Raw genomic sequence first — 12,729 nt, forward strand, 5'->3', positions numbered from 1 at the left:
GTACTTACTTTGATGTATAAAAAAGGCCGCTAATCAGCGGCCTTTTAACTAAATAATTTATGAATTAAGCTTTACGACGAGCAAATCCGGCAAATCCTAGCAACCCAAGTCCTAATACCGCTAAACTTGAAGGTGCTGATACTGCATTAATCGCAGCTACACGGATATCTGTATTACCAGTAGAAGTTAACTTAAGTGTGATTGCTGTAATGTCAGATAAATCAACTAGTGGGAAGAATGCAAACGGGATAGAAAATGTCACAGGTGCACCACTTACTGCAATAAACGGTAAAAGGATAGTTGATGAAGTAACAGTATCGAAAAGAGTAACTTCAAAAGATCCTGTGCCGTCAGAGTTGTTGATTGTAGCGCTGAAACCATTTAGGTTGTCGAAGTCAGCAACAGGGTTTAATCCAGGAGTTGTATTTAAATCAGAAGAATCGTCTAAACCGTCCCATTGCACTTCAACAGTAAATTCATTACTGCCGTTGTCATCATAACCATCACCAGACTTAATGATAAGTTGGTTGTTGGTAACTTGAGCTGAAGCTTCAGTATCAGTACCAGCCGTTACAATGATGTCACGCTCTCCACCAATAATGTCTGCACCAAGTACTTGATCAGAGTCAGTGCCACCAACGCCACCAATTATTTCAACTTTATCTTGGTTGTCTGTGAATAAGTCGACAACTTGGTTGGCTGAGGCAGTTAGGCTGCTAAGCATTAAAGATGCTACAGCTGTTTTTAAGAATATAGATTTCAACATGGTTATTCCTTTATATGGTTTTAAATTTGTTAGCTGCCAAAACTGCTTTTGAGGCGCAAGAACATTGGTTAAATGGTTCAATATTCTTGATGCATCACTTGTGCCATGTTGATAAAGTCAAGTTAAATCAACTGTTTAGGTTTTTAGGTGTCAACAGTGGAATAAGGCTTATTTTAAATGTGTAAAATAAATAGACACCTTAAACGCCTTTATGTGGAGAATTATATTCTAATTCTTTTAGCGATTTTCTAATAGAACGACTACTAGGCCTCAAACTTTGCCCTACACGGCCAAAATAACAAACTTGATTTACAGGCGTATCGCCCATTAAATCCACAAATTTCGTTTCCATATTACCTGCATTTGCAATTGTTGTTGGGTTGTCGGTGAATTTGACGTCTCTGCGTAAGTATTCTGAAAAAATGATTTGGGTATATTCTGGTTGAAAACCTAAACCGAGTTTGTCTGTGGTTAGCCAGAAACGCTGTAATGCGCCACCTGCTTTTATATAGTCAGATTCTTTTACACATTCTTCAGGTGCGATTAATGCAAAATGTGCTGAGCACTTAATGCTAGTCATAAAGTCCATGATAAACCTTGGAACAACAGTACCTGCTAGGTATTTACCCATAAATTCAAACTGTTTCCAGTCTTTGCTTAGTGCAGATTTCATCATGCCGCGCATAATTGGGCCAACACCTAGCGCTTTATCAGGAATTTTGTCGGTACTATGCTGTTTGCCCCAGTCTATGATTTTTTGGTGATGTACATGTGCTTCTTTCATTGATACGCGGGTGAATGCATTGCCGTAGATTAGTTTGGCTACTTGGTACCTAAGTTTAAGCGGTTCAAACCAAATTACTTTAAACCCCTCTGGCAACGCGTCAGTTAAAGTTTCTTTTTGTTTAGTAGTTAAGGCTTTTGTTCCCATCCATTTCCGTTGTACACAACGGGTTCTAACATGGGGAATTAATTCATCAAATACCACTTGTTCATCTTTTATTAAAGTTAATTCATAGGTTGGAGTTTCGTCAGTGCTTATTTCTGCTTGGTTTACATCGACTCTATACCCAAATTCAGACGCACATATTTTGGCAGTTTCGACTAGAGCGCCAATCGCAAATTTACTGGCATTGCCTTGCAGATCATAAACACAGGTTTGTCTGGTGTCTCTGCCGTGCACGGTGCAAGTTGTATCTGAAGTAAACTCAAATGACCAACATTGTTCGTTGTCACCACTTGGTGCCCATTTAGCCCCATCCATGACTTTTTGAATAGGGGTAAAATCATCATCAAATGTTAAAGGTGGTTGCGGAGTTAACACTATATTCTTAACCTGGTTGAACATGAATTTTTGCAATGGATTTTTATTGCCCCAAGGGCGCCACGTTTTTTTGATCTCATTAAGATAACCATCAAAATGCAAACCATAAGGTGCTTTACGCACGCTACCTCTATTTAATAAGATCTTGAGCACGTATGATCCTGCTAAACCTCCGCAAAATTTGACCCCCATAGGCGTTGAGGGGACTTTTTTATTAATGAAATCGGTTGTTGTTGGATCTATCAGATAATGCCGTTGCATCATGGTAGGTGATAAACCTATGGTTAACTTAACCAATTTCTCTTCTTCTGATTTACATGAAGCAAGGTCAAAATATTCTTCAAAGGGCATACTGCCTGGCATAAAACAAAGTAAAGACGTTCCCATCGCCATTGGCGCAGCAGTGACTACTGGGATCCCTAATTCTTCGCAACGTTTGAACACCATAAACCTGGCGTTCATGGCAAAAAAGTCTAAGCCATCTACGTAAACATCAACATCTTTTAAGAACTCTTCGACATTATCTTCATTTACACCTTCTGAAAAGTCGTCAATGTGAGCTTCTGGGTTAATGTCTAAACAAATATCGCGCATCACTTGGTTTTTGGGTTTATCTATGGTGGACATAAAAGCGCCCGCTTGACGATTAAAGTTGTGAACTTCGTATTCATCAAAATCTGAAATACTAAATCGCCCAATGCCAAGCCTAGCTAATGTCACTACATGTTCGCTACCTACACCACCACAGCCCGCTATGGCCACTTTCTTGTATTTAAGTAGGCGTTGTTCTTCTTTTGATACCCAGCCAATATTTCGTGAAAACGCTTTATTATAGTCAAACATCTAGAACCCCCTTGATGGTGGTATGGTTAGTTATAAATTTGTTTAAATTATCTCAATCTTTATTTTTGTTGTGTTTTAACTGAGTGATTAAGTGATTTTCGAATACCCTGAAGCATAAGTTGAAAGCCGGGTGTTAGATTTTGCATCAATAAAGAAGGGTTGATGTAATAAGGGGCTCGTTTGCCATGGTAGTCAACAGTTGGGCCAATTTGTTCAAACTGAATGCCTACAAAACGCATACTCCTAGCTAATCTGGGTTCCATCATCACAAATGTATGTTTAATTCCATTTTCAATAACAATTGATGCTGCGGATAGATATAAACCTACAGCGATAAAAGGAAAACATCTTAATTCGTTTTCTGAGTATACCTCTTGATTAATCACACCCGTTGCTGCGCCTTTAAACTTATCCGTTTGACGTTTTCTAAATTCACTTGGTACAGCTAGTCTAGAAATTTCGCAAATCTCATGGGGCTGATAATCATTTGGGTTTATTTTCCCCGGGGATATGGAGTTCAGACAATATTTTTGAATGGGAATAATTTCGCCTGCTTTTTGCGGACGAACCACTCTTACTGTCCCAGCAAAATTGGAAGTAGGTAGGTGCTGTATTAAACAGTGAGTAGAATAAGTATCGAAAAAATCCGACTCCATTTTGTCTTTATTTTCTTCTTCAAATTTAAGTTCTTTACAATAAACGTCGTGGCGAATATGAAAAGCCTGATCTCGGCAATCATTTGATAATGCTTCGATGGGGGTCAAATAGTTTGAAAAATGTTTGGCAACGGTTTTTACTTCGCGATTAACGGCATAGTCCATTGCCTTTTTGACCCATGGGCCTATGATAGGTTTATTAGCAAGTTTTCGTAATTTCTTCACGCTCTATTCCGTTTCAGTTTTCCTATACTAGCTGTTTTCATGTTTGTTCTTAGCTAGTCTAATGGGTACATATTCTAATGCAGTTTTGTATCCTACTTGATATAACTTTTCTTTTTGTTGACTGGTGATATTAAAGTCAACAGGGGAAAGCTCTCCTGTATTTACAATGATCGTATTTTTCCAATATTGGTCATGGACATATTCGCGAGAAATAGCGGTCATGAAAGTTCTAATTAACATCATCACATATTGTTTTATGGGTAACCAACTTTTTTTAAATTTATTGTCCGCAACTTGTTCGCTTTTTAATCTAAAACAAATGACCTGAGTCCCATCGCCAGCCCAGTCTTTATATAAAGCATCTTCTGATAATATAGCACCATCAACCAATATATGTTTTTTATAAGATTGAAAGCTAAAAAATAGTGGGATGGACATAGAAAACCTTACTGCTTTTGATATTTTCAAATTGGGAGAATTAGTTTTATTGAAAACAACAGGGCCTCCACCATTAACATCTGTGGCTAAAATATGCAGGTTATTTGGTAATTCAGCAAAAGTCTTACCTTTTAGTTTTCTATCCATCCAATTTTCGAATTTATCCCCTGTACTTAACCCTCCTTGGAATAGTAAGGTTATAATACTAAATCCTTTGAACTGTTTGAAATCAGTATCGTTAGCAAGTAGCTTTATTTCTGCGAGTGGCATACCAGAACAGAATAAAGAAGAAACAATAGAGCCCCCTGAAACCCCTACGATATGATCAAATTTAATATCAAGCTTATTTAATGCATCTAAAATCCCAATGTGGGCTGATAAACGCGTACCTCCGCCTGAAAAAATAGGTACAACTTGACTCATGCCACTCCTCAAATATTAATCAATAAACCTAATATATATTTGTACTAGTCAAAACATATATTGTTAAAACTTACTATTACTTATAGCAGGTTATCGGATAAACCATTGATAAATTAAGCCTAAATATTCGTGAATCGCTCTTTCACTCCTATAAATACTGCTCGCATTCGGTAAACCTAGTGATGGTTCAATTTTACTGTTACTTAAATGTTCAACTGGGATAGGTAATACTTCCACCCCAGAACTTTCGAAGTACTTCATGGCTCGAGGTAGGTGGCTAGCCGATGTGACCAAGGATATGTACTTGCCCCTTAATAAAGGAATTAAAGCTTCTATTTCCGTTTTGGTATCTAACCCTTTAGCTAAAGTTTTTACAGGGTTTATATTTAGCTTCTCAAAAAATAACTTGTTATAGCTTGCTATTGCCAAAGAGTGTTTCTCGTGTAATTTTTCTCCGGCTAAATATATAGGCATTGGTTGGGTTTTAAACATCAGAGCGGCATGTAAGTTTCGCTGCAGCGAACAATTTAGCCAATTTGAAACAAATGGTTGTTTCTCATCATTTTTGTAAAAGCAAGCAAGTACTACTATCGCTTCTGTTTGTTTCCACTTTTCAGATGTCACTGGTACAACTTCATATTGATCTTCTAAATGTTTAATCATTAATGCGCTTGGGTAAGGTGAAGAGCATAAAAATAACCAAACGACGGGCAATACAGCTAAACGCTTAAACGTTTTTTTGTAAATATCTAGTTTTATGAATGCGTAGCAAAGAATAAATAGAATTGGGGCATGAACCAAAGGAGAAGTTAATATATGTGCTAAGTCCGATATCATAATTAACTTCCAGTATTATTTGTGTTTAATATGATTTATTAGTAATAAGATTTATACCAATCAACAAACTTCTTAATACCTATTTCTAACTTTGTTTTGGGCTGATATCCAGTATCATTTGCTAATGCTGAAACATCTGCGTAGGTATCGGGTACGTCCCCCGCTTGCATTGGTAACATTTCTTTTATTGCTTCTTTACCTAAAGCAGATTCAATAGCTTCGATAAATTTCAATAGATTAACAGGTGTTTGGGCTCCGATATTATAAATTTGGTACGGGCTTTTGCTTGAACTTGGATCAGGGTGTTTACCATCCCAGTTTTCATTACCTGATGGGATTTTGTCTAACGATTTTATCACCCCATCCACAATATCATCTATATAAGTAAAGTCTCTATGATGATTGCCATAATTAAACACTTGAATAGGCTTGTCTTCAATTATGGCTTTAGTGAATTTAAATAAAGCCATGTCGGGTCTGCCCCAAGGGCCATATACTGTAAAGAACCTTAAACCTGTAGTAGGTAAATCATATAAATGGCTGTAAGTGTGTGCCATGAGCTCGTTAGCTTTTTTGCTAGCAGCATATAAAGATACTGGATGATCTACGTTGTCTGTTACTTTAAATGGTGTGGATTCATTAGAGCCGTAAACAGAACTTGAAGAAGCATAAACTAAATGTTCAACTTGATTGTGTCGGCAACCTTCTAAAATATTTGTGAAACCAACGATATTACTGTCAATATATGCATGAGGGTTTTCGATTGAATAACGCACCCCTGCTTGGGCTGCTAAATGAACAACACGATCAAATTTTTGACTTGAAAACAAATGTTCCATTTCTACGCGGTCAGCAATGTCCATTTTTACAAATGTAAAATTTTCTGACAGTGCTTGTTTAGCCAATAAATATAACCGAGATTGTTTGAGGTTAACGTCATAATAATCATTGATATTATCTATTCCTACCACAGTATCGCCACGGTCTAACAATACTTGAATAACGTGAAAACCGATAAAACCAGCTGCACCTGTGACCAACACTTTCATGATAAAACCTTAAACAAATTGAACTGGTGTGTTTACCTAACCAATATCTATAGATGAAAAATAATTAATCTGTGATTATACCCATAGAGGTTAACAAAAAAGTACTTAAAATTATGTTTTACAATAAATTTTTATTCTGGATTATTTTACTTGGTAGCGATGCGTTCTATGTGCCTGTGGTTAATTCGCATTCAACAAAAGACGTTGTGGCTCAAGTCAAACCCTCAGTAGTTGGGGGAGGTATTTATGACGCACTTGGTGCGCAGACACACAAGTTACATGGAACTGGTTTTGTTTTTGGAGACGGTACGTTAATAGCGACTAATTTTCATGTTATTGACCAAGAGTTAGATATTACGGCTTATCCAGGTAACAGCGGAAGTTCTTTGCATGATGCGCATAATGGTAAAGTCGTGGGCATATTGAATAAAGTTTTTGTAAAAGAGTCAAAAGAATCAGTGCTAGAAAAACCATCAGGGATCAGTTATGCCATTCCAGTTAAATACCTCATTGAACTTGCTAAACGTGAGGGGCTAGAGGTAAAATAAACGTAGATACACTTGTTAGTGTCACTAAATTTTACAACTTCAGTTAAAGCGAGTTGTTTTTTTTATTGTTTTCAATGTCTTATGCTATGGCTTGAATATTGCTTTATTAAATGCAGAATTTAAATTAGGAAGTTGTTATGAGTTTGGATAATCAAGATAAAGTTGAGTCTACGGTGGTGGATAAAACTTCTCAACGTAGAAAGTTTTTAAAAAGAGCTTCAGCTGGGGTTATTGCATCTTCGTTGCCAACCCAATCCGTTTGGGGGTATGAATGTACCGTTTCTGGCGCCCAGTCAGGAAATATGTCTGGTATTGCACATCACAAAGAATGTGATTTACCTAATTTTTCGCCAGGACGTTCTCCTGGTACATGGCACCAATTTATTTTGTATGAATGTGATCAACATGCTTCTATAGATAAGCTCCACTCAATGTTTACATACGTAGGATCGCATTTTAATGCACAACATGATGCTGATGACTCTGAAAAAGCTGGTAAAAGGCGCTGTATAATTAGCGAAGTGAAGGCTGTTGCAGAGCATACGATGAACATTGATTCAAACCTATTAGAAGCAGGTTTTGAAACAAAAATTAGTACGGCGTTGAGTTCTAGTGGTGGTCTTGATTGGAATGTTGCCGCTATGTGGCTCAATATGTACTTTGGTCTAGGTGGATACTCTCCGGCTAGTGATGCGGCTCATGCTGACAGCGTTATAGAGCAGTTCTTGTCTTACTTAGTCATTCAAGCGAACGCAAATCAATCGATTAATTTGGATAGTCTGTATAATTTTGATGACGATGCTAGTACAAGTTACCAACCTGTTACATGTTTAACTAAAGATGCTACAACATCTCCATCTCCGAAAAAGAAAAAGTAAGTTAGTTGAACATTTATAACTTTTCGAATTCCATTGTTGTTCGGCCAATGACGGACAATAGTGGAATCGTTTTGTTTGATGAATTTACTGGACTGACAGCATTTTTGAATCCCAATCCTGATAATATTCCAGCCGTTGTTAATTTGCTGGAAAATGGTTCCCAATTTACCATTGATGATTTCATCACTATGTTAGATTTAACTAAAGACAAGTCTTCTCGCCTTATAAAGTGGATGATAGATAGGCATTTAGTAGAGAGTAAATTTGTTTAAGGTTTTAAATTGAACATTAATACGGGGTTATACTCCTTTCGACTCGAACATCAGTTTAGCCTTGTTGATAAAGCAACTAGATTAATATATTCAGATGCGATACATAGTTCTGAACCTGCTGATTTCCTGATTAAATTACGTTCTCCTTCTTTTGTTAGAAAGTATGTTCGTCCTCAAGTGTCGTTTTATTGTGACCAACATACTCCCTTCAAACCTTTAAGTGCCACACAAGCTTATGCTTTACTCGAATGGGGCATGAATTGGTGTATTGCTTCTCTTGATTTTACTCGTTTAATTATTCACTCTGCCGTTTTAGTAAAAAATGGTAAAGCCATAATATTTCCAGCAGCCCCTGGTTCAGGAAAAAGTACATTAACTGCGTTTTTGTCTTTATCTGGCTGGTCACTGTATTCAGACGAAATGGCAATAATTGAATTAGATTCAGGAAAGGTTAATCCTATGTTTAGGCCGGTGTGTCTGAAAAATGATTCAATTGGGTTAGTGAAACAATGGTTTCCAGAATCTAAGTTTACTGACATTTGTCGTGATACACAAAAAGGGGATGTAGCTCACCTAAAGGCTTCGACTTGGGAGCAATACAGTACAATGAAGCCCGTTGAAGTAGTAGGTGTGGTTTTTCCAAAATACATTCCCAATAAAGCCCTAACTGTTTACCAATTAAATCAAACTCAAGCCTTTGAAACCCTAAGTAGTAACGCTTTTAATTATGGCGTTTTAGGTAGGAATGGGTTTGAAGCAGTTGATAACTTGATTAAAAACTCTGCTTTATTTGAAATTGAATATGGATCTGTTTCTGAGGTACAAGAATTTTTGTTGGAAGAGATCATTAGGTGAAACGTTTTAATTTGAAAGAATTGGCGACGTTATTTTTGCGTCCTAAATTGACTGAGACACTGCAACCAGAAGAGTGGTTTCATTTTGTATTGATCTTACGCGAAGCAAAGTTGCTTGCTAGTTTTTATCACATGTCAATTAAAGAAAACGTCTTCAGTGTTTACCCTTTATTTGTTCAAAAACACTTAAAGTCAGCCCATGTGCGCGCGGGTAGGCAAAAAGCACAAGTTTTATTTGAGTGCAATACTTTAGATTCGATGCTTAAACAGATCGATGTAATACCTATATATATGAAAGGGGCTAACTACATCCTACGAAATTCAAGTAATGGTCAAGGAAGATTAGTTTCAGATATCGATGTGTTGGTAAATGAACATGAAATAACTAAAGTAGAAAACTATTTAAAAACTAAATTATGGCTCTCAGAAAAACTGTCGGATTATGATGATAAGTATTATCGAGCCTGGGCACATGAAATTCCACCACTCTTTCATCCTCTTCGGGGGACGGTATTAGACATTCATCATAATATTTATTTACCGATTAGTGGGCGCTCACCAAATATTTCTAACTTTACTCATTCGATTCAGCCCGAAGGTTGTACTAGTCAAGTTATGAATGATCCTGCCACTGTTTTACATAGCATCATACATTTATTTATGAATGAAGATTTCACTAACGCGTTTAGAGATATGCTTGATATTCATATGTTATGTGAAGATTTGGGGTGTGATAACTTTTGGAATGAAATACTTAAACTTTCGCAGGATTCAGGTTTTGATAAAGAGCTTTATTACAGCTTAGCACTTAGAGCAATGTTGTTTGATTGCTCGCCACCTAATATATTTAGTCAGTTAAAATCTAAATACCATGGCTCCATAAACGAGTTTTTTATCAAACGTATTTTATATTCTGCCTTATCACCAAAACACTCTTTATTAGACACGCCAAGTATAAAAATTGCGAGATTCATCGTATTTATACGTGGGCACTGGTTAAAAATGCCCCTACCTATTTTAATCAAACATATTGTTGTTAAATCTTATTTTGGAGCTATTGAAAAGCTTTTTGGTAAACACTTTTTAGATAAAGATTAGTTAACCTGAACTCGGGTTAAGCCGAACCTCTCAATAACGCTCTATTAGCGCCTAGCGGCGTTGGATTTTCTAACAATAGCCCGCTATTGCGCGCGAAAAGCCGCCTTGCTATACGCTAAAATTTCGTCATCGAGTGAGGCAAAAGTAATCTTAAATAAGTACTAGTTTATAGGTGTATGAATTTTATATAAAAATTAACTTAGACGACTCTTCTTAATCCCGACTTCAGGTTAGTTACTAGCTGTCTATTAACTCTTCAGCCACTTCCGATATCAAACGCCTAAACCAAATATGCCCTGCATCGTGTTGTAAAATTGCACTCCACGCCATTTTTAGCGGAAAAGGCGGGATCTCGAAAGGTGGAGGTAAAATCGACACCTCTGGAACTTGTTTATATAAATCTGCGGCTCGTCTAGGCAAAGTAGCAATAAGGTTTTGCTCTTTGGCTAATTGTAGCGCCACATGGTAGTGCCGAGTGAATACTTTGATATCTCGTTTTTTACCGAGTTTGGTTAGCTCCGCATCGACCCAACCTAGTTTTTGAATTTGTTGAGGATCAATTCCTACACCTACGCCAAAGCCTGTTTTACTCACCCAAATATGTTTCGCTTTTAGATAGTTGTCTAAGCTTAATTCTGACGCTAAGGCATATTGTTTATTTACCACACAAGCAAATTCGTCATGCCATATCACCTTTTGGTGAAAAGATTGGGGGAGCTCTTCAAAGCGATTGATTGCCATATCAACCTTGCCTTGCTCTACGTCTAAAAAAGTCACATCGCTTGGTGTGATTAAATCTAAACTGATATTTGGCGCTAGCTGATTTAGTTTTTTTATGACCTCCATCAACAGTGTGGACTCAGCATAATCACTGGCCATTATCCTAAATGTTCTATTGCTGGTTGATGGTGAAAACTCTGTAGAAGTTTGAATAGTGCTTTCTAACTTAGATAAAACCTCTCGGATGATAGGCTGTAATTCTTTGGCTCTTTGAGTTGGCGCCATTCCTTCACTGGTTCGCACTAATAATGGGTCTTTAAATAAGTCTCTTAACCTTTTTAAACTATTACTCATTGCCGGTTGGGTAATGCCTAGTTGACTTGCTGCTTTTGTAACATTGCGCTCTCGTAGAAGAACGTCTAGGTATACCAACAGGTTTAGGTCAATTTTAGCTATATTCAATGGTGCCACTATTTAATCAAGGGGATTTTCGATACAGATTTTACAAGTAGTCATGCTGAATAGTAAGTGAAAATAAATTTAGCATTCATTTATTATTAGTTATTGTCGATATTATTTTGTGAAAGAGTGATGCAGATTGGCTTGGTTTATCTCTCATTTAGGTTAATTATTCATTTCCATAATTTGAATAGATTACTATAGTCAGTTAATCTTATTTTGTATTAGCAGGGTTGCACAAAGAGTACTTATGTCAGAATTAATGTCGTCTATCGATCAACGGACTCAACTTGTTGGAGAAAACAGGTTGGAGTTACTGATGTTTAAATTGGGAACTCGACATATCTTCGCGTTGAATGTCTTTAAGGTCAGAGAAGTCATCACAGTTCCTAAAATGAACCAAATGATAGGTTCGCATTATCATTTAAAAGGTGTGACTAACTACCGTGGTAAATCTATTCCTGTGATTGACTTGCGTTCTGCAATACACATCACATCTGGAGAGGAAAATTACCAACCAGAGAATGTCATCATTACCGAGTACAACCGAAGTGTACAAGGGTTTTTAATTGGCAAAGTGATGAATATAGTCAATACCTCCTGGAGTGATATTCAGCCACCACCTAGTACCGCAGGCAAAAACAATTATTTAACTGCCATTACTCAAGTCGAAATTGACACTAAAAATGAGTTGGTTGAAATAATTGATGTAGAAAAAGTGCTGGCTGAGATTGTTGAATACGATACAACTATTTCTGAAGAAGTTTTGGATAAAGAAGTGGCAGAACATCTTAAAGGTAAAAAGGTGTTGATTGTTGATGATTCTTCTACGGCTCGTTGGCAAATTAGAGAAACCCTTAGTCAATTAGGTATTGAGTTAATTGAACAACAAGATGGTTTAAAAGCACTGAACCTGCTTCGAAGTTGGGCTGATGAAGGTAAAAAGGTCACGGACGAAATTTTGATGATGTTTACGGACGCAGAAATGCCAGAGATGGACGGATACCGTTTAACAGCAGAAGTACGTCAAGATCCAAGAATGAGCGACCTGTTTATCGCTTTGAATACGTCTTTGAGTGGTAGCTTTAACGAAGCGATGGTTGAAAAAGTCGGCTGTAACCGTTTTATTTCTAAGTTTCAACCTGATCTATTAGTTGACGTTGTTCAACAGCGCATGCGTGAAGTATTAGAGGTCTAGCCTACTAACGTAACAGCTCATTATCGTAAAAATTATCGAAACCCCTTCCAATAAATAGGATATTATCTCATTTTATAGACGTTATCCTTTCGCTTATAATCCCTTATTTATTCAATTTATTGCGCTTTTTCATGGAGAATA

The 12,729-nt window shown here is 37.0% G+C and carries 13 protein-coding genes; 6 read left to right on the forward strand and 7 right to left on the reverse strand.

Annotation, left to right across the window (positions count from 1 at the left end):
• Nucleotides 1-64: 64 nt before the first annotated feature.
• The 6 genes from ACSHXM_RS11145 to ACSHXM_RS11170 all read right to left on the reverse strand — a co-directional run bounded on the left by ACSHXM_RS11145 (nt 65) and on the right by ACSHXM_RS11170 (nt 6,561).
• The gene (locus tag ACSHXM_RS11145; RefSeq protein ID WP_435688843.1) at nt 65-766 is read right to left on the reverse strand and encodes a PEP-CTERM sorting domain-containing protein; all 702 of its coding nucleotides are present in this window, start codon (nt 764-766) and stop codon (nt 65-67) included.
• Nucleotides 767-965: 199 nt separating this feature from the next.
• Complete coding sequence (locus tag ACSHXM_RS11150; RefSeq protein WP_435688844.1) at nt 966-2,933, reverse strand: ThiF family adenylyltransferase; 1,968 nt, start codon at nt 2,931-2,933, stop codon at nt 966-968.
• Between the two features lie 59 nt (nt 2,934-2,992).
• Nucleotides 2,993-3,814, reverse strand: a complete 822-nt coding sequence (locus ACSHXM_RS11155; RefSeq protein ID WP_435688845.1) for a PEP-CTERM/exosortase system-associated acyltransferase — start codon at nt 3,812-3,814, stop codon at nt 2,993-2,995.
• Nucleotides 3,815-3,841: 27 nt separating this feature from the next.
• On the reverse strand, nt 3,842-4,675 hold the full coding sequence (locus ACSHXM_RS11160; RefSeq protein WP_435688846.1) for a patatin-like phospholipase family protein: 834 nt from the start codon (nt 4,673-4,675) through the stop codon (nt 3,842-3,844).
• Between the two features lie 90 nt (nt 4,676-4,765).
• On the reverse strand, nt 4,766-5,512 hold the full coding sequence (locus tag ACSHXM_RS11165) for a YdcF family protein (protein ID WP_435688847.1): 747 nt from the start codon (nt 5,510-5,512) through the stop codon (nt 4,766-4,768).
• 38 nt (nt 5,513-5,550) lie between these two features.
• Nucleotides 5,551-6,561 (reverse strand): NAD-dependent epimerase, encoded by a 1,011-nt coding sequence (locus ACSHXM_RS11170; protein WP_435688848.1) that lies wholly within the window; start codon nt 6,559-6,561, stop codon nt 5,551-5,553.
• A gap of 113 nt (nt 6,562-6,674) precedes the next feature.
• Between ACSHXM_RS11170 and ACSHXM_RS11175 the strand changes: the two genes are divergently transcribed.
• The 5 genes from ACSHXM_RS11175 to ACSHXM_RS11195 all read left to right on the forward strand — a co-directional run bounded on the left by ACSHXM_RS11175 (nt 6,675) and on the right by ACSHXM_RS11195 (nt 10,211).
• Complete coding sequence (locus ACSHXM_RS11175) at nt 6,675-7,109, forward strand: hypothetical protein (protein ID WP_435688849.1); 435 nt, start codon at nt 6,675-6,677, stop codon at nt 7,107-7,109.
• Between the two features lie 137 nt (nt 7,110-7,246).
• Nucleotides 7,247-7,987: a hypothetical protein gene (locus ACSHXM_RS11180; protein ID WP_435688850.1), complete on the forward strand. Its 741-nt coding sequence runs from the start codon at nt 7,247-7,249 to the stop codon at nt 7,985-7,987.
• Between the two features lie 47 nt (nt 7,988-8,034).
• Nucleotides 8,035-8,259 carry a hypothetical protein gene (locus tag ACSHXM_RS11185; protein ID WP_435688851.1) on the forward strand — a complete coding sequence of 75 codons (225 nt, stop codon included), beginning with the start codon at nt 8,035-8,037 and terminating at the stop codon, nt 8,257-8,259.
• 9 nt (nt 8,260-8,268) lie between these two features.
• Nucleotides 8,269-9,114, forward strand: coding sequence for an HprK-related kinase A (locus tag ACSHXM_RS11190; protein WP_435688852.1), 846 nt, complete (start codon nt 8,269-8,271; stop codon nt 9,112-9,114).
• Complete coding sequence (locus ACSHXM_RS11195; RefSeq protein ID WP_435688853.1) at nt 9,111-10,211, forward strand: nucleotidyltransferase family protein; 1,101 nt, start codon at nt 9,111-9,113, stop codon at nt 10,209-10,211. The genes ACSHXM_RS11190 and ACSHXM_RS11195 overlap by 4 nt, the downstream gene beginning before the upstream one ends.
• Nucleotides 10,212-10,448: 237 nt before the next feature.
• Here the strand turns inward: ACSHXM_RS11195 and ACSHXM_RS11200 are convergent, their stop codons facing one another.
• Nucleotides 10,449-11,393: a LysR family transcriptional regulator gene (locus ACSHXM_RS11200; protein WP_435688854.1), complete on the reverse strand. Its 945-nt coding sequence runs from the start codon at nt 11,391-11,393 to the stop codon at nt 10,449-10,451.
• A 247-nt stretch (nt 11,394-11,640) separates the two neighbouring features.
• Here ACSHXM_RS11200 and ACSHXM_RS11205 point away from each other — a divergent pair, with 247 nt between their 5' ends.
• Nucleotides 11,641-12,588 (forward strand): chemotaxis protein CheV, encoded by a 948-nt coding sequence (locus ACSHXM_RS11205; protein ID WP_435688855.1) that lies wholly within the window; start codon nt 11,641-11,643, stop codon nt 12,586-12,588.
• The last annotated feature ends 141 nt before the right edge of the window (nt 12,589-12,729 follow it).

Origin of the sequence: Paraglaciecola sp., from assembly GCF_051252315.1 — a bacterium.
In the GTDB taxonomy this organism is placed as follows: domain Bacteria; phylum Pseudomonadota; class Gammaproteobacteria; order Enterobacterales; family Alteromonadaceae; genus Paraglaciecola.